The sequence below is a fragment of the Actinomycetospora endophytica genome (genome assembly GCF_021026375.1).
GTDB lineage: Bacteria > Actinomycetota > Actinomycetes > Mycobacteriales > Pseudonocardiaceae > Actinomycetospora > Actinomycetospora endophytica.
Map to the genome: position 1 here is coordinate 118,118 of NZ_JAJNDB010000003.1, position 22,889 is coordinate 141,006.

The 22,889-nt window shown below is 73.4% G+C and carries 25 protein-coding genes; 13 read left to right on the top strand and 12 right to left on the bottom strand.

The genetic code is table 11. The annotated features are described in order from the left end of the window. Positions 1-2: 2 nt before the first annotated feature. Genes LQ327_RS15925 through LQ327_RS15940 form a run of 4 tightly spaced genes read right to left on the bottom strand, consistent with a single transcriptional unit; the run spans position 3 to position 4,075 of the window. Positions 3-1,067, bottom strand: a complete 1,065-nt coding sequence (locus LQ327_RS15925) for an NAD(P)/FAD-dependent oxidoreductase (protein ID WP_230735375.1) — start codon at positions 1,065-1,067, stop codon at positions 3-5. Positions 1,068-1,076: 9 nt separating this feature from the next. After that, positions 1,077-2,228 carry a hemolysin family protein gene (locus LQ327_RS15930; protein ID WP_230735377.1) on the bottom strand — a complete coding sequence of 384 codons (1,152 nt, stop codon included), beginning with the start codon at positions 2,226-2,228 and terminating at the stop codon, positions 1,077-1,079. Next, positions 2,225-3,601 (bottom strand): hemolysin family protein, encoded by a 1,377-nt coding sequence (locus tag LQ327_RS15935; protein ID WP_230735379.1) that lies wholly within the window; start codon positions 3,599-3,601, stop codon positions 2,225-2,227. Before LQ327_RS15935 ends, LQ327_RS15930 begins: the two co-directional genes overlap by 4 nt. A 9-nt stretch (positions 3,602-3,610) precedes the next feature. Further along, positions 3,611-4,075, bottom strand: a complete 465-nt coding sequence (locus tag LQ327_RS15940) for a PPOX class F420-dependent oxidoreductase (RefSeq protein ID WP_230735381.1) — start codon at positions 4,073-4,075, stop codon at positions 3,611-3,613. Positions 4,076-4,139: 64 nt separating this feature from the next. Between LQ327_RS15940 and LQ327_RS15945 the strand changes: the two genes are divergently transcribed. The 4 genes from LQ327_RS15945 (at position 4,140) to LQ327_RS15960 (ending at position 7,257) form a co-directional block, all read left to right on the top strand. Next, the gene (locus LQ327_RS15945; RefSeq protein WP_230735383.1) at positions 4,140-4,934 is read left to right on the top strand and encodes an SDR family oxidoreductase; all 795 of its coding nucleotides are present in this window, start codon (positions 4,140-4,142) and stop codon (positions 4,932-4,934) included. 73 nt (positions 4,935-5,007) lie between these two features. Then, positions 5,008-5,943: a type I pantothenate kinase gene (coaA, locus tag LQ327_RS15950; RefSeq protein WP_230735385.1), complete on the top strand. Its 936-nt coding sequence runs from the start codon at positions 5,008-5,010 to the stop codon at positions 5,941-5,943. A 149-nt stretch (positions 5,944-6,092) separates the two neighbouring features. Then, complete coding sequence (locus tag LQ327_RS15955; RefSeq protein ID WP_230735387.1) at positions 6,093-6,557, top strand: MarR family winged helix-turn-helix transcriptional regulator; 465 nt, start codon at positions 6,093-6,095, stop codon at positions 6,555-6,557. A 115-nt stretch (positions 6,558-6,672) separates the two neighbouring features. Beyond that, positions 6,673-7,257, top strand: coding sequence for a mycothiol transferase (locus LQ327_RS15960; protein ID WP_230735390.1), 585 nt, complete (start codon positions 6,673-6,675; stop codon positions 7,255-7,257). On the opposite strand, the gene LQ327_RS15965 is transcribed toward LQ327_RS15960, so the two are convergent. Genes LQ327_RS15965 through LQ327_RS15975 form a run of 3 tightly spaced genes read right to left on the bottom strand, consistent with a single transcriptional unit; the run spans position 7,175 to position 9,593 of the window. Then, positions 7,175-8,179 carry a DODA-type extradiol aromatic ring-opening family dioxygenase gene (locus LQ327_RS15965; protein ID WP_230735392.1) on the bottom strand — a complete coding sequence of 335 codons (1,005 nt, stop codon included), beginning with the start codon at positions 8,177-8,179 and terminating at the stop codon, positions 7,175-7,177. The genes LQ327_RS15960 and LQ327_RS15965 overlap by 83 nt on opposite strands. After that, the gene (locus LQ327_RS15970) at positions 8,176-9,102 is read right to left on the bottom strand and encodes an alpha/beta fold hydrolase (protein ID WP_230735394.1); all 927 of its coding nucleotides are present in this window, start codon (positions 9,100-9,102) and stop codon (positions 8,176-8,178) included. Before LQ327_RS15970 ends, LQ327_RS15965 begins: the two co-directional genes overlap by 4 nt. Next, entirely contained in the window at positions 9,099-9,593 is a 495-nt protein-coding gene (locus LQ327_RS15975) for a cupin domain-containing protein (RefSeq protein WP_230735396.1), read from the bottom strand. The genes LQ327_RS15970 and LQ327_RS15975 overlap by 4 nt, the downstream gene beginning before the upstream one ends. 79 nt (positions 9,594-9,672) lie before the next feature. Here LQ327_RS15975 and LQ327_RS15980 point away from each other — a divergent pair, with 79 nt between their 5' ends. The 3 genes from LQ327_RS15980 (at position 9,673) to LQ327_RS15990 (ending at position 12,527) form a co-directional block, all read left to right on the top strand. Beyond that, on the top strand, positions 9,673-10,431 hold the full coding sequence (locus LQ327_RS15980) for an IclR family transcriptional regulator (protein ID WP_230735398.1): 759 nt from the start codon (positions 9,673-9,675) through the stop codon (positions 10,429-10,431). A gap of 129 nt (positions 10,432-10,560) precedes the next feature. Then, positions 10,561-11,025, top strand: a complete 465-nt coding sequence (locus tag LQ327_RS15985) for a cupin domain-containing protein (RefSeq protein ID WP_230735400.1) — start codon at positions 10,561-10,563, stop codon at positions 11,023-11,025. A 14-nt stretch (positions 11,026-11,039) separates the two neighbouring features. Beyond that, positions 11,040-12,527: a flavin-containing monooxygenase gene (locus LQ327_RS15990; RefSeq protein ID WP_230735402.1), complete on the top strand. Its 1,488-nt coding sequence runs from the start codon at positions 11,040-11,042 to the stop codon at positions 12,525-12,527. Here the strand turns inward: LQ327_RS15990 and LQ327_RS15995 are convergent. The 4 genes from LQ327_RS15995 to LQ327_RS16010 all read right to left on the bottom strand — a co-directional run bounded on the left by LQ327_RS15995 (position 12,508) and on the right by LQ327_RS16010 (position 15,558). Then, on the bottom strand, positions 12,508-13,311 hold the full coding sequence (locus LQ327_RS15995; protein ID WP_230735404.1) for a DUF427 domain-containing protein: 804 nt from the start codon (positions 13,309-13,311) through the stop codon (positions 12,508-12,510). The genes LQ327_RS15990 and LQ327_RS15995 overlap by 20 nt on opposite strands. Before the next feature lie 52 nt (positions 13,312-13,363). Further along, positions 13,364-13,993 (bottom strand): class I SAM-dependent methyltransferase, encoded by a 630-nt coding sequence (locus tag LQ327_RS34790; RefSeq protein WP_230735406.1) that lies wholly within the window; start codon positions 13,991-13,993, stop codon positions 13,364-13,366. Positions 13,994-14,060: 67 nt separating this feature from the next. Continuing rightward, positions 14,061-14,828, bottom strand: coding sequence for an SRPBCC family protein (locus LQ327_RS16005; RefSeq protein ID WP_230735408.1), 768 nt, complete (start codon positions 14,826-14,828; stop codon positions 14,061-14,063). A 1-nt stretch (position 14,829) separates the two neighbouring features. Continuing rightward, on the bottom strand, positions 14,830-15,558 hold the full coding sequence (locus LQ327_RS16010) for a VIT1/CCC1 transporter family protein (RefSeq protein WP_372460685.1): 729 nt from the start codon (positions 15,556-15,558) through the stop codon (positions 14,830-14,832). A 151-nt stretch (positions 15,559-15,709) separates the two neighbouring features. Here LQ327_RS16010 and LQ327_RS16015 point away from each other — a divergent pair, with 151 nt between their 5' ends. The 5 genes from LQ327_RS16015 to LQ327_RS16035 all read left to right on the top strand — a co-directional run bounded on the left by LQ327_RS16015 (position 15,710) and on the right by LQ327_RS16035 (position 21,354). Further along, entirely contained in the window at positions 15,710-16,597 is an 888-nt protein-coding gene (locus LQ327_RS16015) for an acyl-ACP thioesterase domain-containing protein (protein ID WP_230735410.1), read from the top strand. Positions 16,598-16,663: 66 nt separating this feature from the next. Further along, positions 16,664-17,137 carry an SRPBCC family protein gene (locus LQ327_RS16020; protein WP_230735412.1) on the top strand — a complete coding sequence of 158 codons (474 nt, stop codon included), beginning with the start codon at positions 16,664-16,666 and terminating at the stop codon, positions 17,135-17,137. Positions 17,138-17,241: 104 nt separating this feature from the next. Beyond that, positions 17,242-18,726: an efflux RND transporter periplasmic adaptor subunit gene (locus LQ327_RS16025; RefSeq protein ID WP_230735415.1), complete on the top strand. Its 1,485-nt coding sequence runs from the start codon at positions 17,242-17,244 to the stop codon at positions 18,724-18,726. Next, positions 18,723-19,487: an HlyD family secretion protein gene (locus tag LQ327_RS16030; RefSeq protein WP_230735418.1), complete on the top strand. Its 765-nt coding sequence runs from the start codon at positions 18,723-18,725 to the stop codon at positions 19,485-19,487. The genes LQ327_RS16025 and LQ327_RS16030 overlap by 4 nt, the downstream gene beginning before the upstream one ends. A gap of 160 nt (positions 19,488-19,647) precedes the next feature. Next, positions 19,648-21,354 (top strand): DHA2 family efflux MFS transporter permease subunit, encoded by a 1,707-nt coding sequence (locus LQ327_RS16035; RefSeq protein WP_230735421.1) that lies wholly within the window; start codon positions 19,648-19,650, stop codon positions 21,352-21,354. A gap of 20 nt (positions 21,355-21,374) precedes the next feature. Here the strand turns inward: LQ327_RS16035 and LQ327_RS16040 are convergent, their stop codons facing one another. Next, positions 21,375-22,109, bottom strand: coding sequence for a VC0807 family protein (locus LQ327_RS16040; RefSeq protein WP_230735424.1), 735 nt, complete (start codon positions 22,107-22,109; stop codon positions 21,375-21,377). Positions 22,110-22,231: 122 nt separating this feature from the next. Between LQ327_RS16040 and LQ327_RS16045 the strand changes: the two genes are divergently transcribed. Next, positions 22,232-22,879 carry a TetR family transcriptional regulator gene (locus LQ327_RS16045; RefSeq protein ID WP_230735426.1) on the top strand — a complete coding sequence of 216 codons (648 nt, stop codon included), beginning with the start codon at positions 22,232-22,234 and terminating at the stop codon, positions 22,877-22,879. Positions 22,880-22,889: the final 10 nt, after the last annotated feature.

Consider the following 22,889-nt stretch of genomic DNA (forward strand, 5'->3'; position numbering starts at 1 on the left):
GGTCAGCCGCTCACCCGGCGGGCGAGCGCGCGCCCCAGCAACGTCCCGGAGCGCCACGCCGTCTCCACCCGGGGCCGGCCCCAGGCGTCTCCGACGACGGCGACGAGATCGTCGTCGAGGTGGAACGGGGCGTCCTCGCCGGTCTCGTGCGGCGCGGCGGGGCTGGCGTAGGTCCAGCGGTGGGCGTGGCTCCAGCGCGGACGACGGTCGAGCTCGAGGAGCGAGGTGACCGCGTCGATCACCGTCGGGACGACCGCGTCCGGGTCGTCGAGGTGGCGGCGCGCGGCGTCGCCCGTGGTGTGCGCGACGAGAACCGGGGCACCGTCGCCGCGGCGCGACCCGTCGTCGGCGATCAGCGAGAGGTCGGGGTGGGAGTTGACGAACAGCGCCGTGAAGTCCCGGTCCCAGCAGCGCTCGTCGTACCCGAGCGCCACCGAGATCACCGGATCCCACTCCCGGCCCGCGAGCACCTCGGCGCTGCGCAGCGGCGGGCCCACCAGCCGGGCCGCCTGCGGGTCGGGCATCGCGAGCACCACCGCGCGGGCCGCCTCGCCGTCGACGGCGGGCCCCGGGGTCACCGACCCGACGGTGCGGCGGGTCTCGACCGTCAGGCCCTCGGCGAGGTCGGCGACCAGCGAGCGCAGCCCGCCGGGGGCGGCCCACCGCTGCGGGCCCGGCCGCGGCTCCCACACCCCGTCCCGGCCGCGCGCCTGCAGCGTGTCGGTCCAGGGCCGCGCGAGGCCGCGGTCCTGCCAGGACCCGACGAGGGCCGCGAACTCGTCGGCGGCGGGCTCCCCGGCGCCGGCCACGGTGAAGTAGGCGGCGCCCAGGTCGACGGGTCGCGCGCCCTCAGCGTCCCGCGGCAGCGGCGGACTGGCCATCCGGCCGCCGGGACGCCCGGCGCGCTCGAGCACCCGCACCGGCACGTCGGCCGCGGTGAGCTCCCGCGCGCAGGCGAGCCCGCTGATGCCCGCTCCGACGACGAGGACGTGGGTGCGGTGCGGGGCGTCGGAGTACCCGGAGGCGGCGACCATGCCGGACAGGTCCCCGGCACCGGCCCGATCCATGCCGGTTCCTCAGGTGGTGTTCCGCGTGGCCGAGCGGGCCACGTGGGTGCTGTCGCGCACCGTGCCGACGTACTCCTCGACGAGGTCCTCCAGGGCGACGATGCCGACCGTGGTCCCCTCGGCGTCGACGGCGCGGGCCAGGTGGGAGCCCTCCCGGCGCATCGTCGCCAGCGCCTCGTCGATCGGCGCGTCCACCGAGAGCCGCGGCAGCGCCCGCACCCGCTCGGCGGGCACCACCTCGTCGGGGCCGCCGTCGAGGTCGAGGACGTCCTTGATGTGCAGGTAGCCGACGAGCTCCACGCTCGGCGCCACACCGGTCTGGCGGGGGAGGACCGGGTCGGTGCCCGGGTCCAGCGGGTGGGTGTCGAGCCGGGGATGGGCGTCCGGGGCCTCCGGGGCCTGCACCGGGTAGCGCGAGAACCCGGTGCGGGCCACCGCCGCCTCCAGCGCGCCGACGGTCGGGTTCGCGGGCAGCACCGTCAGGCGCTCGCGCGGGATCAGCACGTCGGCCACCGAACGCTCCGCGGTGTGCAGGGCCTGGGTGAGACGACGGGTCTGGGAGGCGTCGAGCAGCCCCTCGCGCCGGGACTCGGAGAGCATCTCGGCGATCTCGGAGGAGGTGAAGGCCGCCTCCCGCTCGTCCTTGGGCTCCACCCCGAGCAGCTTCAGCACGTGGTTGGCGATCCAGTTCAGGATCACGATCACCGGTCGCGCGACCTTGAGGAACACCACCAGCGGCGGAACCAGCCACACCGCGGTGCTCTCCGGGCCCGCGATGGCGATGTTCTTCGGGACCATCTCGCCGATCACGATGTGCAGGACGGTCACGACGAGCAGCGCGATGACGAAGGCGATCGGGTGCACGAGCGCGAGCGGCATCCCGAGCGGGGTGAACACCGCCTCGACCAGGTGGGCCAGGGCGGGCTCGCCGAGCGCGCCCAGCGCGAGCGAGCAGATCGTGATCCCGAGCTGCGCGGCGGCCATCATCATCGACAGGTGCTCGGTGGCCCGCAGCACCGTGGCGGCCCCGGACTTGCCCGCGTCGACCATCGTCTCGACCCGGTCGCGCCGGGCGGAGATCAGCGCGAACTCGGCGCCGACGAAGAAGGCGTTCAGGCCCAGCAGCGCGACCATCGCGAGCAGGGCGACCCCGTCGTTCATCCGTCCCCCTCGGCTGCGGTCACGGCGTCACCGGAGTGCGGGGCGGCCGGCGGCTCGCTGGTCGGGGCCGGGGCGGTGATCCGGACGTCGGCGATGCGGCGACGGTCCATCCGCGTCACCACGAGGGTCCGGCCGTCGTGGGTCACGCGGTCGCCGACCGAGGGGATGCGCCCGAGCTCGGCGAGCAGGAAGCCCGCGAGCGTCTCGTAGACCTCGGAGTCCGGGAACGACCAGCCGACCAGGTCGGAGAGCTCGTCGGGGCGCAGCGTCCCCGAGACGATCCAGGTGTCCGGCCCGGCGTCGCGGAACCGGGCGGCCTCGCCCCGATCGTGCTCGTCGCGGACCTCGCCGACGATCTCCTCGACCAGGTCCTCGAGGGTGACGATCCCGGCGGTCCCGCCGTACTCGTCGACGACGACGGCCATCTGGAACCCGGCGCCGCGCAGCCGGTCGAGCAGCTCGTCGCCGTCGAGCGAGTCGGGCACGGTGGTCGGGGTCCGCATGAGGTTGCGCACGAACTGGCTCCCGCGCCGGGACCGCGGCTCGGCGAACGCCTGCTTGACGTGCACCACGCCCCGGACGTCGTCGAGGTCGCCCTCCACCACCGGGAACCGCGAGAACCCGGTCCGCGCGGCCGCCGCGAGCAGGTCGTCCACGGTGTCGTCGACGGTGAGCGACTCCGCCCGCATCCGCGGGGTCATCAGCTCGTCCGCGGTGCGCTCACCGACCCGCAGGGTCCGGGTCAGGACGGCGGCGGTGCCCTCGTCGAGCGTGCCCTGCTCGGCGCTGGTGGCCACGAGCGAGCCCAGCTCCTGCGGGGACCGGGCCGAGCGCAGCTCCTCCGCGGGCTCGACGCCGAGCCGCCGCACGATCCAGTTCGCGGCACCGTTGAGTGCGGAGATGAACCACGACAGCACCCGCGAGAACATCGCCTGGACGCCGGCGACGGCGCGCGCGGTGCGCAGCGGCGCGGCGATGGCGAGGTTCTTCGGGACCAGCTCGCCGAAGACCATCGACAGCGCCGTCGCCAGCACCAGCGCGATCACCGCCGCCGTCCCGCCCGCGGCGCCCTCGCCCATCCCGACGTCGGCGAGCAGCGGGGAGATCAGCGTCGCGATCGCGGGCTGGGCCAGGTAGCCGGTGACCAGCGTGGTGATCGTGATCCCGAGCTGGGCCCCGGAGAGCTCGAAGGACAGGTTGCGGTGGGCCGAGGCGACGGTCCTCGCCCGCCGGTCCCCGACCTCCGCGACGTGGTGGTCGACCTGGCTGCGCTCGAGCGTGGTCAGCGAGAACTCGGCGGCGACGAACACCGCCGTGCCGAGCGTGACCGCGACGACCCCGACGAGGCCGAGCACGGAGAGCAGGACGTCCACCGGGGCAGCTCAGTCCTTCTGCAGCCGCGCCGGGAAGCCCCCGGTCGCGATCGGGCCCCAGCGCTCGACGGTGAGCCGGACCAGGCACTTGCCCTGCGAGGCCATGGCCTCCTTGTACTCGTCCCAGTCCGGGTGCTCCCCCGAGATCGAGCGGAAGTACTCGCACAGGGGATCCAGCGCCTCGGGCAGGTCGAGCACCTCCGCGGTGCCCTCGACGTGCACCCACGGGCCGTTGAAGTCCGGCGAGAGCACGCACATCGCGACGGCGGGGTCACGCCGGATGTTGTGCACCTTGGCCCGCTCGGGATACGTCGAGACCAGCAGCCGGCCCTGGGAGTCGATGCCCAGCGTCACCGGGGAGGTCTGGTCGCCCCCGTCCTTGCGCTGCGTCACCACGATCGCGTGGTGCCGGGTCCGCAGGAACTCCGTGAGCTCCTCGCGCCCGACGTGGTCGTTCGTCGCCGTGTTCGCCACGGTGACCAGCGTACGGCGGGGCGTCCCCTCCGCCCGATCCCGGAGTGATCATTACGGTGGGGGTGTGACCAGCGACGGAGCCGGTACCGGCGGTGACGGGGACGGTGGCCGGGGCGGCGGCCTCGCCGGACGGGCGGTGATCGTCGTCGGGGCGTCCTCGGGCATCGGCGCCGCCACCGCACACGCCGCCGCGGCGGCCGGGGCCCGCGTGGGGGTGATCGCCCGCCGCGCCGAGCGGCTCGACGAGCTCGTCGGGGCCCTCGACGGGACCGGGCACGCGGCCGCGGCGGCCGACGTCACCGACCCCGACGCCCTCCGCGCCGCCGTCGACGCCCTCGCGGCCCGCCTCGGGGAACCGCTGCACGGCGTCGTCGCCGCGGCCGGGGTGATGTCGCTCGGCTCGGTCGTCGACACCGACCCCGCCCGCTGGCGCGAGATCCTCGACGTCAACGTGGCGGGGCTGCTCGCGACCGCGCGGTCCGCGCTGCTCCACCTCGGGCCCGGCGGCACGTTCGTCGTCGTGTCCTCGATGTCCGGGCGGCGGGTGGCCTCGGCTGCGGGCGGGGTCTACGCGGCCAGCAAGCACGCCGCGCACGCCGTCGCCGAGACGCTGCGCCTGGAGGCCGGCCCGCGGGGGATCAAGGTCAGCACCGTCTCACCGGGCTTCGTGGCCACCGACCTGGTCGCCGACGAGGCCGCGGACGACGACGACACGGCTCGCTTCGAGGAGCGGATGCACGACCAGGGACTCGCCCCCGCCGACGTCGCGGCGGGCATCGTGCACCTGCTCGGCCTGCCCCCGGAGGTCGCCGTCGTGGAGTACGCGGTGGCGTCGGTGCGCCAGCTCGGACACCGGTGAAGGGAATCGCGGACGTGAGACCGGAGACAGCCGGTGGCGGGCGCCGGGGTGTCCGTGACCAGAATGTGTCCCCATGAGCGGGTCCCCGTTCGTCGACTTCGATCGTGCCTCGTGGGCCGCGCTGCGGGACGAGCACGGTGACCTCCCGCTGACCGCGGACGAGCTCGAGGAGCTGCGCTCCCTGGGCGATCCCGTGGACCTCGACGAGGTGCGCGACGTCTACCTGCCGCTCTCGCGGCTGCTCGACCTGCACGTCCGCGCGAACTCCGGGCTGCTCGAGGCCTACCGGACGTTCCTGCGCCAGGACGAGGAGCGCACCCCGTTCGTCGTCGGGATCGCCGGGTCGGTGTCGGTCGGCAAGTCCACCACCGCCCGCCTGCTGCGCCTGCTGCTGGCCCGGTGGGAGGACCACCCGAACGTCGCGCTGGTGACGACCGACGGGTTCCTGCTCCCGAACGCCGAGCTCGAGCGGCGCGGGATCATGGCGCGCAAGGGGTTCCCGGAGTCCTACGACCGGCGCGCGCTGCTGCGGTTCGTCTCCGACATCAAGGCCGGCAAGCCCGAGGTCCCGGCGCCGGTGTACTCCCACCTCGTCTACGACGTGCTCGACGAGCAGCGCTCCGTCGCCCGCCCGGACATCCTGGTGCTCGAAGGCCTCAACGTGCTGCAGCCGGCGCCGCAGACCGGGGAGCGGGCGAGCGCGCTGGCCGTCAGCGACCTCATCGACTTCTCGATCTACGTCGACGCGCACCCCGCCGACGTCCGCCGCTGGTACATCGAGCGGTTCCTGGCCCTGCGCGAAACCGCGTTCCGCGACCCGGCGTCGTACTTCCGCCGCTACGCCGAGATGGACACCGACGCCGCCCGGGCCCGGGCCGCCCAACTGTGGGACGAGATCAACGGGCCGAACCTGCGGGAGAACATCGCGCCCACCCGGTCGCGTGCCGGTCTGGTCCTGACGAAGGGCCCCGATCACTCAGTGCGACGGATTCGTCTCCGTAAGCTGTGAGTCCGCCACGGATGGCGGTACCCCGGGTTCCGGAAAAGGACGAAAGAGTCACGAAACACCTGCCCGGTGGTATGTGCGCAGCCTAAGTAGTGCGACGATGAGGTATGGCTGGTGCTTCCTCCTCCACTGCGTCCGCGGTGGCCCCGTCCGTGGGCGGGCCCACAACCGGGTCCGCGGGGCCGCCGGACCTCGGCGACCCGATGCTCCCCGCACGCCTGCGTCTCGCCATCGGCAGACTGAACCGCCGCATCCGGGTGGACGCCGCGGCGGTCCTGCCGCCGTTGCAGACCTCCGTGCTGGTGACGCTCGAGGAGCACGAACCGCTGCGCCTCTCCGAGCTCGCCCGCCGCGAGGCGGTCACCCCGCCGACGATGAGCCGGGTGCTCGCCGCGCTCGACGACGCCGGGCTGCTGGTGCGCACGCCGGATCCGCAGGACGCGCGGTCGGCGCTCGTGGAGCTCTCGCCCGAGGGCCGCGCCATGATCGAGCGCCTGCGCACCGAGCGCACCGCGCTCCTCGCGGAACGGCTCGACCGGCTGGCGCCCGAGCACCGCGAGGCCCTGGCCGCGGCCGTGCCGGCGCTCGAAGCGCTGGTCACGCTGCCGTCCGAGTAACCCGGACGGGTTGTCGCACGGCACCCGGCCGGGCATGCTCGGGCGTCGCCCCCTCCGGGTGCGGCGTCCCACGGGGACGACGCCGGGTCCGGGATCACCCGACGGCGGGACTTCAGTGAGCTTCGCAAACCACGACACCACGGACATCGCGCCCACCCCCGGTGCGCCCGTGGTCTTCCGCGCCCCGGTCCGGCGCCTGCAGCCGCCCCAGGTCGCGGACGAGCGCGAGTCGCTCGAGGGCTGGCTGGACTACTACCGCGCCCAGGTCGTCCTCGCGCTCGACGGCCTGCCCGCCGACGCCCTGCGCCGTCGGGTCCCCGAGACCGGACCCAGCCTCACCGGGATCGTCAAGCACCTGACCGATCTCGAGCGGACGTGGCTGGTCGAGCGCTGGGGCGAGCGCGGTGGCCGCACGAGCCACTCCTTCAGCCACATCGACGACTCCGACGAGGCCTTCCGCGTCAGCGACCTCGACGATCCCGAGGCCCTGGTCGGGGCCTACCAGGAGGTCTGTGAGAAGGGCCGGGACGCCCTGGCCGGCGCCGAGTCCCTGGACGACGCGGTGCGCGACGACCGCCGCGGCCACATCGAGCTGCGCTGGATCCTGCTCAACCTGATCACCGAGACCGCACGGCGCTCGGGACAGGCGCAGGCACTCCGCGAGGTGTTGCTGGCCGCGGAGGAAGGCCGGGCACCGTGAACGACGTCCCCAGCCCCATCCCCGTGATCCATTCCGGCACCGGCTCGTAGGCGGTGGCCGCCAGCCGGCCGCCGACGGCCGCGAGGCCCACGAGCCACGTCCGGATCTCCTGACCGCCGCTGCCCGCGGCGGACTCGATGCCGTCGTGACCGAGCGCGGCGACGGCGTCCAGGTCGCCCTCGGCGAGCCGGTCGAGGAACCAGCGGTCCCAGCCCGCGTTCACCGGGGCGTCGGGATCACCGGCCATGGCGCGCACCTTCGGTTCCCGCGCGGCCGCGAACCCGACGGCGTCGCGGCGCCCGTGGATGAGGGCGGACCGCCGCTCGCCGACGACGGCCGGGTCGCGGGGGTCGTTGGAGGGCAGCCAGTGCGACAGGCCGCCGCTCGCCACGACGAGCACGCGGTGGGCCAGTGGGGCGCGGCGCAGCGCGTCGCCCAGCGCCCGGCCCAGGGCCACGCAGCGCGCGGGGGTGGGCAGCGGGGGCGCGGCGGTGTTGAGCACGAGCGGGACGATCGGGGTCTCGGCGCCGTCCCCGAGGGCCATCTCGTAGCTCTGCACGATCCCGTGGTCGACGGTGAGCGAGTACGACAGCGCGAGGTCGAACCCGGCGGCGGCCACCGCGTCGTGCACCGCCCACGCGAGCGGCCCGGCCACCGGCAGCGCGCCCGCCCGGCTGCCGAAGTCGCCGAATCCCACCGCCTCCTCGACGCCGAGGGTGATCGGCGGCATGACGTCGTAGAAGTTCCCGTGGAAGTGGTCGGGACCGATCACGACGACGGCGTCCGGGGCCAGGGCGGTGACCGCGTCCCGCACCCGGGCGACGTCGGCGAGGAACGCCGCCCCCGGGTCGCCCGGCCCCGGGGGCATCAGGCTCGCGAACGGCGAGTGGGACATCCCGACGAAGCCCACGACGTCGCTCACGCCGGCGCCCCGGTCAGGAACCTCGCGTGGACGTCCACGAACTCGCCCGGCTTCTCCCACTGCGGCCAGTGGCCCGCCCCGGTGATCACGTGGAGGTCGACGTCACTCGTCTCGGATCCACGCAGCCAGCCCCGCAGCATCTCGGCCTCGTCGAGACCGCCCGTCGGGTCGTGGTCGGTCCAGAGCAGCAGGGTGGGCGCGGTGATCCGGCCGACCCACGACGGGTCCCAGCTGAAGCGGGCGCGGGTGGCCGGGTCCTGGAGCACCAGGGTGTTGGCGATCGCCGCCCGGAACCCGGGCCGGGAGTACACCGAGCGACGGAGGTTCACGAGCTCGTCGGTGACCTGGCCGGTGTCGTGGAAGAGCCACGCGACCCGCCGTCGCACGTTCTCGTCGCTGGGGTCCTCGACGGCCGTCGTCGTGCTCGCCCGCAGCCGGGCCATCACCTCGGGCTTGTTCGCGATGTTGCCGGGGGTGTTGAGCACCAGGCGCGCGACCCGCTCCGGGTGGTGCGCGGCCGTCCACGCCGCCACCCAGCCGCCGAGGGACTCCCCGGACAGGTGCGCGCGGGCGATGCCCAGGACGTCGAGGAGCCCGACGAGGTGGTCGGACAGCACGTCGACGGTGTACGGCACGTCGGGCAGGTCGGACCAGCCGTGCCCGACCATGTCGTACGCGGTGACCCGGAAGTGCTCCGCGAGCCCGGCGATGTCGCGGGCGTAGGCCTCGAGGTGCCCGCCGGTGCCGTGCAGGAGCACCAGGTCGGGGCCGGACCCGGCGCGCAGGACCCGGGTGCGCACCCCGGCCACGTCGACGTGGCGCAGCTCGTGGTCGACGTCGGCGAGCTCGCCCCAGATGCTCACGTGGTCGGGGATCGGCGGGCCGGACGACCGGGCGGTCCTGGCCTGGGCGGCTGCGGTCATGACGGATCTCCTCCGAAATTGGTCCGGGCCTCGGCCATCCCGACCTCGCCGGCGCTCTGCCGACGTGGCACGCCGAGGAGGGCGAGCAGGCGGGAGTTCTCGATCGTCAGGAACTCGACCGGATGCTCGGCCGAGTCGTTGTGGTGGCGGTGCCAGGTCCACGGCGGCGTGTAGACGAAGGAGCCGGTCCGCCAGGTGACCACCTCGTCCTCGATCTCGGAGTGGCCCTCACCGGAGACGACGTAGTGGATCGTCTCGTGGTGGTGGCGCTGCATGTCCGAGCTCGCGCCGGGGGCGAAGACCTGCTTGAACAGCTCGAAGGTGAGCGTCGGCAGGGCGCCGGCGATGCGCAGCGTCGTGGGGTTGTGGACGTCGGCGGCCGGGAGTGGGACCAGCTCGTCGTCGTGCACGACGAGGGGGCGGCCGGGGCCGGGCGGGACCGTCTCGTGCAGGCCGGCCAGGAACTCGTCCATCGCGAAGGTGCTCGCCATGCCGGGAAGCGTGGGTCGGCGGGCGCACTTGACCGAATCGCAGTCCCACTGGGCGGGACAGTTGCGGCACGATCGACGGGTGAGCACCACGGAGACGGCCAACCCCGCCGCGGCGCTGGACCGGGCGGCGGCGATCCTGGACGCCTTCGACGCCGAGCACCGCGAGCTCACCCTCGCCGCGCTCGTCGCCCGGTGCGGGCTGCCGCGGTCCACGACCCACCGCACCGCGGATCGGATGCTGCGTCTCGGCTGGCTCGACAAGCCGGGGGAGCGCTACCGCATCGGGGAGCGGCTGTTCGAGATCTCGGGTCTCGCGCCGGTGCGCCACGAGCTGCGCGAGGCGGTGCTGCCGTTCCTGCAGGACCTCTACGGCGCCACGAAGGTCGCGGTCCAGCTCGGCGTGCTGCGCGGGCCCGAGGTCCTCATCGTCGAGAAGATCACCGGGCACCGGCCGATGCCGATGCTCTCGGCGGTCGGGGGAAGCATCCCGACCTACTGCTCGGGTCTCGGCCGCGCGATCCTCGCCCACTCCGAGCCCGCCGTCGTCGACGAGGTCCTGGCCGCCGGGATGCCCGCGCGGACCCCGCGGACGCTGACCAGCGCCGATGTCGTCCGTCGCGAGCTCGCCGTCGTCGCCGAGCGGGGCTGGGCGGTCGATCGCGAGGAGGGCAACGCCGGCGTCTCCTGCGTCGCGGCGCCGATCTTCGGGCCGCTGCGGGAGATCGTCGCCGCCCTCTCGATCACCGGTCCGAGCGCCGCGATCCGCCCCGAGATGGCGGGCCCGGCGGTGCGGATGGCCGCGGCGGCGGCGTCGCGGGCGTACTCCGTGCGGCGGTAGGTGCGCTCACGAGGCCGGGGGCTGCCCGGTCCCACTGAGCGGGACCGCGCGTTGGTCAGGGCCCGCCGCGCGCTCACTGTGTGACGTGGCGCACCTCCGTCCGGGGGTGCGGACCACGAGGAGGAGCTCATGTCTCTGGGCGGCGGTTACATGCTGTCCTCACGCGAGGGCACCCAGATCCCGGCGATCGGGCTGAACATCACGGCCAAGGCGACGGGGGAGTCGACCCGCGACGCGTACTCGCTGTTCGAGTACGCGGTGCCGGGCGGGGTGACCGGTCCGCCGCCGCACGTGCACACCCGCGAGGACGAGTCGTTCATCTGCCTGGCCGGGCAGCTCGAGGTGATGCTCGGCGGCGAGACCTTCGTGCTCTCCCACGGGGACTACCTGCTGCTGCCCCGCAACGTGGTGCACACCTTCCGCAACCCGTTCGACGACGAGGCACGCGTCATCTCCGTGGTCTCCCCGGCCGGCCTCGAGGCCTACTACCAGGCGCTGGCCGAGCTGCCGCCCGGCCCGAAGGACATCTCCGTCATGGAGTCGGTGATGTCGCGCTTCGGCATCCAGCTGCGCCTCCCGGCGACGCAGGCCTGAGGAGCGCCGAGAAGATGAGGATCGCCGTCGTCGGGGCCGGGGTCGCCGGGCTCGTCACCGCCAAGGTGCTCCACCAGGCCGGGCACGAGGTCGTCGTCCACGACCGCACCGCCGACGTCGGCGGGGTCTGGAGCGCCGAGCGCCGCTACCCGGGCCTGTGCACCCAGAGCGCAAGGGACACCTACGCCTTCTCCGACTTCCCGATGCCCTCGGAGTACCCCGAGTGGCCCGACGGCGCGCAGGTCCAGGCGTACCTGGCGGGGTACGTCGAGCACGCGGGGATCGCGCCGCTGCTGCGGCTCGGGACCGAGGTCGTGCACGCCGCGGCACGTCCCGACGGCGGGTGGACGGTGCGGACCCGGCCCCGGGCGGGAGGCGCGGAGACCGCGGCCGAGTACGACCACCTCGTCGTCGCCAACGGTGTCTTCTCCGAGCCGCTGGTGCCCGACCTGCCCGGCGTCGAGGACTTCACCGCCGCGGGCGGGGTCCTGACAACGGCGGGTGCCTACCACGGGGAGGGCGCGGCCGGGGCCCGCGCGGTCGTCGTCGGGTACGGCAAGTCGGCGTGCGACGTGGCCGTCGCGATCTCCGAGCTCGCTGCGAGCACCGACGTGATCGCCCGCCAGCTGCTCTGGAAGATGCCGCGCCTCGTCGGTGGTCGGCTCAACTTCAAGCACCTGCTGCTGACCCGCATGGGCGAGGCGCTCTTCCGCTACATCCGGCTGCAGGGCTTCGAGAAGTTCCTGCACGGACCGGGCGACCGGCTGCGGCGCGGGCTGCTCGCCGGGGTCGGCGCCGTCGCGACCCGCCAGCTCAAGCTGCGCGAGCTCGACCTCCTGCCGCGCGGGCAGTTCTCCGACATCGTCAAGAACGCGATCGGGCTGACCACCGAGGGGTTCTTCGAGGGCGTCGAGGCCGGGACGATCCGGGTGCACCGCGACCGCACCGTCACGCGGCTGCTCGAGAAGGACGGCGCCCCGCACGCCGAGCTCTCCGACGGCACGGTGCTGCCCGCGGACCTCGTCGTGTGCGCGACCGGGTACCGCCAGAGCGTGGCGTTCCTCGACGAGGAGGTCCGCGCGCGGCTCCTCGACGAGCGCGGCAACTACCTGCTCTACCGCCAGATCGAGCCGGTCGCGGTCGACGACCTGTCCTTCGCCGGCTACAACTCCTCGTTCTTCAGCCCGCTCAACGCCGAGATGGCCGCGGTGTGGCTGGCCGCGCGGCTCGCCGGCCGGGTCGCGCTGCCCGGGTCCGAGGCGATGCGGGCGCAGGTCGACGAGCAGCTCGCGTTCATGGACGTGGCCGTGAACCACCACCACTGCCACGGCACCAAGATCATCCCGTTCTCGCTGCACAACGTGGACGAGGTGCTCGGCGACGTCGGGCTGCAGATCCCCGCGCGGGCGCGGGCGGCGCAGTGGCTGAACCCGGTCGACCCGGCGGCCTACCGCGACGTCACTCCGCGGCTGCTCGCCCAGCTCAGTTCGGTGACACCGTGACCGCGAAGTCGTCGGAGAAGCAGACCCGGCCGGCGATGCCGCGCGACTCGTCCCGCGGCGCCTCGTAGGACCACGCCCCGTCGACGATCTCGGACGAGCCGGCCTGTACCGCCCAGTAGCTCGAGACGCCCTTGTACGGGCAGACGGTGGTGGTGCCGGACGGGCGCAGGGTGGCGTCGACGTCGGCGCGGTCGATGTAGAAGCGCACGTCGAGGCCGGTCTCGTCGAGCAGGATCGCGCTCGTCGTGCGCGCGACGACCGTGCCGTCGGGCGCGGTCACGGTGACCTCGCGGCTCGTCGGGCGCAGGTCGACGCGGTGGTAGGGGTCGGGGAGGTGCCCGAGCACCTCCTCGTCCTCGTCGAGCCAGCGGTCGACGGCGCCCATCGGCAGCGCGACGAGCCCGGCCAGCCACGGGGTGTCCGGCTTCGGGTCGGGGTAGGACCAGACCGCGTTCTCGACGGTGCGTCTCCCGACCGTGAGGTGCTGGTAGGTCGCGTCGCCCTTGAACGGGCAGTGCGTCGAGTGCTCGCTGGGAGACAGCAGGTCCGCCCGGACGTCCTCGGCGGGCAGGTAGAGCTGCGGGCCCAGGCCGGTCTCGTGCAGGAGCGCGCCGCGCACGGTGTCGAGCACGACGACGTCGTTCCCGGCGTCGTCGGTGACGACCGCCCGGACCCGACGGCGGAACGGTTCCAGGAGCAGCGAGTGCGCCGGACCCTCGACGGTGAACGTCCGGGTCTCCGGGAGCTTGCGGGACAGCGGGCCGCCGAATCGCGTCAGTGCCATGTGGGGTGAGCGCCGTGCGCCGGGGGCGTATTCCGTCGCCGCCGGGCCGTGCTCACCGGCGCGCGGCGTGCACCGCGAGGACCGGGTCGCCCGTCGAGGGCGGGGAGGACAGCACGGGCTCGGCGAACGCGCCGGAGGCCCGGAAGTAGCCGGCGACGATGTCCTGGCGGCCCGCGTCGTCGGTCGCCAGCCAGCCGCGGATGGCCTTGGCCAGGAAGCACCGGTTGGAGAAGGCCACCGCGAACGTCCCGCCCGGGCGCAGCACCCGCGCGACCTCGCGGAACACCGCGACCGGGCTGGTCAGGTAGTCGACCGACACGGTGGAGATCACGGTGTCGAAGGCCGCGTCGGCGAAGGGGAGGACGGGGTCGGCGTTGAGGTCGTGCACCACCCGCTCGTGCGCCCAGCTGTTCGCGCCGAGCTCGGCGGTGTTCATGCCCAGCACGGTCAGGTGGCGGGGCTGCGTCGACAGGTGCGACACCCACGAGGCCATGAGGTCGAGGACGTCGCCGTCGGCCCCCACCTCGTCGTAGTACGCGGACACGGCGTTCACCGCGGCGTCGTCGAGGTGCTGCACGAGCCGTGGCGGGCCGTAGAAGATGGCGTCGTCGCGCTCGTCGGAGCGCTCGAAGAATCCGGGCGGGAAGGTCGCGGTGTCGGCGGGGCCGGCGGTGTCGGACACACCGTCATGGTTCCCGCGCGTGCCGCCGGGCACGCGGGGGCACGCGCGGAGAGTGACCCCCGCCTCGTCAGGCGTGCGCCAACCAGGCCGACCACTGGGCCGCGAGGCGCTCGGCGACCTCCTCGGCGGAGTCCCCGTAGAGCACCGCGCGGACCTCGTGGACCGGGTCGGCACCCGTCGTCGCGAGGGTGGCGACACCGGGCGCGGGACCGTCGAGCAGCAGCAGCGCGGCGCTGTGCTGGTGGCCGGCGCGGCGCTCGAGGCAGATGCCGGACAGCTGCGGGACACCGCGGAAGATCGTCAACGGCTGGCGGGGCGCAACGACGCCGACCTGCGAGAGGAAGCGGGCGTGGGCGCGCTCGTGGCCGCTGTCGGCGGTGCGTCCGCGCGAGGGTCCCCAGGCGTGCAGGCCGACGCCGGTCCGGCCCGGGAAGTGCTCGAGGTGAACGGCGAGCGTGGTCAGCGCGGTCGCCGCCCGCTCGCGCAGGGCGTCCGCCTGCGGACCGGCACCGAGACCCGTCGTCGTGACCCGGACCGCCGTCGTGCCGCCGTCGTGCGGCTCGACCCGCCAGATCGTCGTGACGACGACGTCCTCGCCGTCGACGGGGACGGCGGCCTCCGTGACGAGGCGGTGCGGCGGCTCCCGCTCGACGACGGGGGCGGTCGCGCCGGTCGCGACGGCGATGGTCCCGTCGGCGCGGGACGCGACCCCCGCCGGTTCCAGCCAGGCGCGGACGTCCGGGAGGCGGTCCACCGCGTCGAAGGCCTGCTCGACGGAGGCCGCCACCGCCACGCCGAGCTCGACCGCCTCGGTGGTCGTTCCGTCCGCCGCCACGTCAGCCGACCGCCGTCCCGACGAGGTGCCCGATGCCGTAGGTGACCGCGAGGCCGAGCGCCCCGCCGAGCACCACCCGCAGCACCGCCTTCCGGACCGAGCTGCCGCCGAGGTGCGCCGACACCCAGCCCGCGAGCCCGAGCGCGATCAGCACGCCGACGTAGGCGACCGGTACCCGCCACTCCGGCGGCGGCAGCAGGATCGCGAGCAGCGGGAGGATGCCGCCGAGGGTGAAGGCCAGCGCGGACGCCCCGGCGGCCTGCCACGGGCTGGAGAGCTCCTCGGGGTCGATGCCCAGCTCGGCCTCGACGTGCGCGGAGAACGCGTCGTGCTCGGTGAGCTCGCGGGCCACCTGCTCGGCGGTCTCGGGGCTCAGCCCCTTCCCCTCGTAGATCTGGGCCAGCTCGGAGAGCTCGTCCTCGGGGTCCTCGTCGAGCTCGCGCTGCTCCTTGGCGAGCATCGAGCGCTGCGAGTCGCGCTGGCTGGACACCGACACGTACTCGCCGAGGGCCATCGACACCGCGCCCGCCACGAGGCCGGCGACGCCCGCGGTGAGGATCGGTCCGCGCTCGCTGGTGGCGCCGGCGACGCCGAGCACGATGCCCGCCACCGACACGATGCCGTCGTTCGCGCCGAGCACCGCGGCGCGCAGCCAGTTCAGCCGGGCATCGGTCGCTTCGGCGTGCGGCTCGTCCTCATGGGTCGGCAGCACGGTGCTGTCGTCGGTCACGGGCGCAGAGTCAAGCAGCGACGAGGCGGTGCTGCCAGCAAGGTGAGGCTCGGCTATCGGGGCCGGGCGGGACGGGGTTGTGACGGGGCCCGCCTGTGACGCGGACCGAACCCGCGGGCCCCGGAGCCGCCGACTTCGCCACGATGGCTCCATGCAGGAGACCGCTTTCGACCACAGCGAGCTGACCCACCCCGGGGCTTATCCGGTCCTGCGTGACGTCTCGCCGCGGTACTCCGACCTCGGGCCGGACGGGATGATCTCCGCGACCGGCATCACCCGCTGGTTCGAGGACGTCCGCGTCGCGGTCGAGCTGCCCGCGTTCCGCCGGCTCATCGAGGACGGCGAGTTCGGGCCGTTCCGGGTGCTGCTCGCGGCGCAGCACGTCGACCGGCTCGCCCCGATGCGCTGGGACGGCAAGTACCGCATCGGCGTCGGCATCCGGCGCGTGGGCGGCTCCTCGTTCACCTACGGCTACGGGGTCTTCTGCGACGACCGCTGCGTCGCGCTCGGGGACACCGTGACCGTGTTCGCGACGGAGGCCGGCCCGGCCCACCTGCCCGACGCGCTGCGCTCGGACCTCGCCGGGATGGTGCTCGACGAGCCCGACGCCCCCGCGGTCCACCGGCCCGGGCCCGAGCGCCGCGACCGGGCGACCTACCCGTTCGCGACGTCGCTACGCGCCCGCATCGGCGACATCGACACCAACCGCCACGTCAACAACGTCGTCCTGCTCTCCTGGTACGCCGAGGGGATCGCCGCGCTGCACGACGAGGTCCTCACCCCCGGGTGGGGCGGCCCGTCACCGGAGATCGCCCCGACCGGCTACCGGGTGCAGTACGTCGCCGAGGTCGGCTACCCCGCCGAGTACGAGATCGGGGTGACGGTGCTCGGGCAGGGTGTCGACGAGGAGGGGAGCCCGACCGTGCACTACGGGCTCGGGCTCTTCCTCGGCGATCGCTGCGTGGGCCTCGCCGACGCGACCGGCCCGCGCGGGGAGCTGCCCGCCGAGGTCCTCGACGCCTGGCGTCCCGCCCGCTGATCAACCGTCCCCCCCCGCTGATCAACCGTTCTGCCCGCCGGACACCGTGCTGCGAGGATGCGGCGCATGGCCGAGCGATTCGAGGTCCAGCGCACCGTCCCCGCCGATCCGCACCAGATCTTCGAGGTGCTGACCGACCCGATCGGGCACGTCGCGATCGACAGCGCGGGCATGCTCATGGGCGCGACCGGGGAGCGCGTGACGGCGGTCGGCGACGAGTTCGTGGTCCACATGGACCGGGAGGCGCTCGGGGACCGTCCGCTCGGGCAGTACGACGTCACCGTCTCGATCACCGCCCTCGAGCCCGACCGGGAGATCGCCTGGACGATCGTCGGCGGCATCGCCAAGCCCCCGATCGGGCACGTCTACGGCTATCGCCTGGAGCCGACCGACGGCGGTACGGTCGTCACCTCGTACTACGACTGGTCGAACATCGATCCCGTCTGGCGCGAGCGCGACATCTTCCCGGTGATCCCCGAGGCCGCGCTGAAGGGCACGCTCGGCATCCTCGAGCGGGTCGTGCGCCGGGGATATCGCTGAGCTCAGCGAGTTGATCACCAGGTGAGGTGACTCTCTTGCGGGAGTCGTATCCCAGATCGTGTCCGTGCGTTGTCTGAAGCGTGACCCGTTGCTCCGTACGACGGATGACGCTGCCCGCCCTCGCCGTAGTGGCTGCCCTGACCCTGGGCGCCTGCGGTGGTTCGGGGGGTGCCGCCCCACCCAGGACCGCGCCCGTCACCCGGGCGGCGGTCAGTACCGGCGTGGAGTCGAGCGGGTCGGTCTCCGCCCTCGGCGCCACCAACCTCGGGTTCCCCACCGGCGGGCAGCTGACGTCGGTGAAGGTCTCGGTCGGCGACCAGGTGACGCCGGGCCAGGTGCTCGCCACCATCGACGACTTCAACGCGCGTGAGCAGCTGAAGCAGGCGCAGTCGCAGCTCGCGGCCCAGCAGGCCAACTACGACCGGGTCAAGGACGGCACCCAGGTCGACGGGGCCCAGAACTCGGTCGACGCCGCGTCCTCGGTCGTCTCCGCCACGAAGAAGCAGGCGAACGCGACGCTGGCCGCCGACGACGCCGCGATCAAGGCCGCGTCGGCGGCGATCGGGCAGGCGCAGTCCGGGGCGGCGGCGGCCCAGGCGCAGCTGCAGTCCACGCTCGCGGCCTGCCAGGGGGCCTACCCGGCGGCGAACGCGGCGGCCTGCCAGTCGGTCCCCACCGCCCAGTACGCCGTGCAGCAGGCGCAGCAGGGCATCCAGACCGCGCAGCAGAACCTCACGACGGCGCAGTCGAAGCGCAACATCGACGCCGCCTCCGGCAACCTGCAGGTGGCCAGCGCCCGCCAGGGTCAGGTGAGCGCGCAGAACGGTCTCGACTCGGCCAGCGCCGACCGGCCCAACAGCCTCGACGCTGCGGCCGCCGCGGTCGACGGTGCGCGCACCCAGGTCCAGCTCGCGCAGAAGGGCCTCGACAACACGACGCTGCGGGCCCCCGGGGCGGGCACGATCTCGGCCCTCAACGGCGCCGTCGGCGAGTTCATCGCGCCGTCCTCGTCGACCACGCCGTTCGCGCCCGGCGCCGACGCGCCCATCCCCGGCGCGGCCCAGGCGGCGGGCGGTGCGGCGGCGGCCGGGGCCGGGGCGGCGTCCCCGACCCGTCCGGGCGGCACCCAGTTCATCGTCATGCAGAACCTGGCCCGGTTCGCCGTCGTCGCGCCGTTCCAGGAGGTCGACGCGGCGAACATCTCGCCGCAGCAGCACGCGGTCGTCTCGCTGGACGCCATCCCGGACCGCACCTTCGACGGCACCGTCATGTCGGTGGCGCCGTCGTCGACGGCGATCGGCGGCAGCGTCTCGTACTACGTGACGATCGCCCTGCCGCCCGACGACCCCCGCATCCACGACGGTCAGTCGGCGCGCGCCTCGGTGACGACCGCGATGTCCGATCAGAAGATCAGCGTGCCGAACGCGGCCTTGCACCGGCAGGGGGACAGGGCCACGGTCACCGTCGTGACCTCTGACGGCAGGCAGGTACCGACACCGGTGACGACGGGCCTGGTGGGCTCCGACCGCACCGAGATCACCAGTGGGCTGGCCGAGGGCCAGCAGGTCCTGCTCGGGGCCTCGTCGTGAGCGCCCCGGAGAACCCCGACGGCGGTACGACGACCCAGGTCGACGACACGACGCCGGCCGAGGGCACCCCGGCCGAGGGGGAGAAGAAGGGCCGCCGCCCGCTCAAGCGGTCGACCAAGATCGCCCTGATCGTGATCATCATCCTGGCGGTGCTCGCGGCGGCCGCGTTCGCGGCGAACTACTTCATCAACTCGAGCAAGGTCGTCTCCACCGACAACGCCCAGGTCGACGGCACGCAGATCCCGATCGTCGCGCCGACCAGCGGCACGCTCGTCGGGTGGAAGGGCCAGGTCGGCAGCGTGCTGCGCCGCGACCAGGTCGTCGGGCGGGTCCAGCAGCAGGGCGCCTACGTCCAGCCGCAGCTCCCGATCCGGGCGCCCGCGGCGGGCACGATCGCGAACTCCGACACGACCGAGGGCGCCTACGTCACCGCGGGTGCGCAGCTCGCCGTCGCCTACGACCCGGCCAACGTCTACGTCACCGCGCGGGTCGACGAGACCGACATCGACGACGTCCAGGTCAACCGGCCGGTCGACTTCACGGTCGACGCCTACCCGGGCCGCGAGTTCCACGGCACCGTCACCGAGATCCAGGGCGGCGCCGCGGCCGTGTTCTCGCAGTTCCCGCAGTCCAACTCGGGCGGGAACTTCCAGAAGGTCACCCAGGTCATCCCGGTGCGCATCGGCATCGACGACGCGCAGGGCCTCGACCTCATCCCCGGTATGAACGTCACCGTCGACATCCACAAGCCGGGGGACTAGTTCCCGATTCTGGGAGACCTCTCCCACATCGACGGGCGGGCTGCCGCCCCTCGACCTACGGTTTCGATCGGGTGACGTGACGCCCTCACGGGTGGTCACGTGACTCCGTTGCTCCCGGGCATCCCCGGGGGACGCCGTCGGCGAGGAGGACAGCCCGCAGATGTCGACCGAGACCGAGGTCGGTACCGCACCGACAGCGCTCGACGACGGAACCCCCGGCTCGACGATCCCGGACACCCGGGCCCGTCCTCAGGACCGCACGACGGCGGCGCCCACCGCGCCCCCGCGCCCGGCCGCTCCGGCGCGGCCCGCGGCGCCCACGGCCCCGGCCCAGCCCGGGCCGCGGACCAACTGGCTGGTCCCGCTGCTCGTGCTCGTCGTCGGGATGTTCATGTCGGTGCTCGACATCAGCATCGTCAACGTCGCGATCTCGACGATGCAGAACGACTTCGGCGCGACGACGGACCAGATCCAGTGGGTGTCGACGTCCTACTCGCTGGCCGAGGGCGTGATCGTCCCCGCCAGCGCCTGGCTGGGCGCGCGCCTCGGGCTCGGGCGGACCTACACCTTCGCGATGGTCGGGTTCGCGATCTTCTCGGCGTTCTGCGGTCTCGCCTGGGACATCAACTCGATGATCGCGTTCCGGATCCTGCAGGCGATCCCGGGCGGGGTCATCCCGGTCGTGGCGCTCTCGATGCTCTACAAGATCGTCCCGCGCAAGAGCATGGGTGCCGCGATGGGCATCTACGGCCTGGGCATCGTGTTCGCCCCGGCCATCGGCCCGACCCTGGGCGGTTACCTCGTCGAGTACGTCGACTGGCGGCTGATCTTCTTCATCAACGTGCCGGTCGCCGTGCTCGGCGTCATCGGCGCGGTGTTCCTGCTGCCCCGCTTCCGCCCCGAGCCCGGGACGAAGTTCGACCTGCCCGGGTTCCTCGCGATCGCCGTCGGCCTGTTCTCCCTGCTCCTGGCCCTCTCCGAGGGGCCGAAGTGGGGCTGGACGTCCTACCCGACGCTGATCCTGCTGACCCTCGGGGTGCTCTCGCTCGCGCTGTTCGTCGTCGTCGAGCTCGAGGTCGACCAGCCGATGCTCGACGTCCGCGTCTTCGGCACGTGGGCGTTCAGCAACTCGCTGATCCTGATCTCGATCGTGTCGGTCGGGCTGTTCGGGGTGCTGTTCTACATCCCGGTCTACCTGCAGCAGTTCCAGAACATGGGCGCGTTCGACACCGGTCTGCTGCTGCTGCCGCAGGCCCTCGTGATGGCCGTGATCATGCCGGTGGCCGGGCAGATCTACGACCGGATCGGGGCGAAGTGGCCCGCCGCGATCGGGCTGACGATCGTCGCCCTGACCACCTGGGACCTGGCCGGCCTGACCCCCGACACCCCGCACGGGAAGCTCGAGCTGATCCTCGCCGTGCGCGCCGCGGGGATCGGCCTCGCGATGATGCCGATCATGACCGGCGGCCTGTCCGCGCTGCCCTCGGACCGCAGTTCGATGGGCAGCGCGTTCAACACGGTCGTGCAGCGTGCGTCGTCGGCCATCGGGCTCGCCGCGATGACGGCGCTCATGACGGTGCAGCAGGCGCAGGAGTCGGCGGACCGTTCCGGGCTGATGAGCTCGTCCGGGAGTGCTTCCTCGTCGGCGTCGGGTGCCTCGGCGTCGTCCGGTGGGTCGTCGGCGGGGAGCGCGATGCTCGAGCAGTACCAGGCGTACCAGCACCTGCAGAGCCAGGTGTTCATCACCGGGCTGAACGACCTGCTCATCGCCACCGCGATCCTCACCGCTTGTGCCGTCCCGCTCGCGCTCATGCTCCGCGGGGGCAAGCCGCCGGCGGAGGACGGGCCGCGGGTGATCGAGGGCTGACGGGGCCGCGGCGGGCGACGTCAGAGGGTCTTGTGCCGGGTGAAGGTGAAGCCGGGCAGTGACATCAGCCCGGACCGCCGGAGGTACACCTGCGTGATGACCTGCAGGAGCAGGTACACGACGGCGTACTGGATGCCGTTCGACGCCGGGACCGCATCGACCGGCAGGGTGTAGGCGAAGATGATGCGGATCGCCGCGTCGACGATGAGCCCGACGCCCCAGAGAACCGTCAGTACCCGCCACACACGCCGGAAGAGCGCGAACCGGTCCCAGACCGAGTCCCAGTCCTCCCCGGGCGGTCCGAGACGGCCCTCGGCGAGCGGGCGGGCGATCGAGAACACGAACGGTCGCCTCGCCCACAGCGTGGCGAGGAAGAACAGCCCGGCCAGGCCGGTGATCCAGCCGTCCCGCGCGAGCAGGGTGCGCGGGTCGGCGGCCGTGAGTGCGACGACCACGTTCAGCACGAGCACTGCGCCGATGAAGACGGCCAGGCCGTCGACGCGGCGCGTGACCAGGGCCTGGACCGCGAAGCTGACGATCGGGCCCACCGAGCTGATCAGCAGGGAGCCCAGCTCGGAGACGCCGAGGGCGCGGGCGACGTAGTACAGCGCGATCGGGACGACGACGTCGGCGATCGCCACGACGATCGTCAGGGTGCCGCCGGGGCGGGACGCCGGGGTGGCCACCTCCTCGTTCTCGTGTGCTCCATCTCCGGGGCCGCCGGCCGCCCGGTCGGTGCTCGGTTCGGTCGCCATCAGTCATCGCTCCCCGTCGCGACGCCGGCCCGGGCGCGGAACCTTCGCCGCCCGCGCCACCCCGGCGTCCTCGGTTTTGTATGACCGTACAAGAAACAGTATGGTCGTGCTAGGTTCTGTTCATGCCTGCAAGAACCAGCGAGACGAAGGACCGCCGGACCTTCACCGAGACGGCGCGGCGGGAGCAGATCGTGCGCGCCGCGGTCGACACCCTGGCCGAGCTCGGGTACAGCGACACCTCGCTGGGCAAGATCGCTCGGACCGCGGGCCTGTCCAGCGTCGGGATGATCTCGTACTACTTCTCCGGCAAGTCCGAGCTGATGTCGGAGGTCGTGTCCACCGTGCTCACGGCCGCCGGGGAGATCGTCGCGCCGCGCGTGGCGGCACAGGAGACGGCGGTCGGTCGGTTCCGCACCTACATCGAGGCGAGCCTCGAGCACCTGGCGGACCGGCGTGCCGAGGCCGTGGCGCTCATCGAGATCACCCTCGGCGCCCGTGACCGCGAACGGTCGGACGAGCTCGAGGCAGGGGCGACCGAGGTCGTCACCGACCTCGTGGCCCGCGCGCAGGCCGAACTGGACGCCGCGCGTGAGAGCACCGGCGAGCCGGCGCGCGAACCGCTCGATCCGCACGTCGTCGCCGTCGCCGTCCGCGGCGCGATCAACAGCGCGGTCGGTCGCTCGTTCCGTCGCCGCCCGGGGTCGGAGGCCGATCCCGAGCTGGCCGCGGAGGGCGCCCCCATCGCCGAACTGTTCGTCCGGGGTCTGTGAGCCGGCGGCG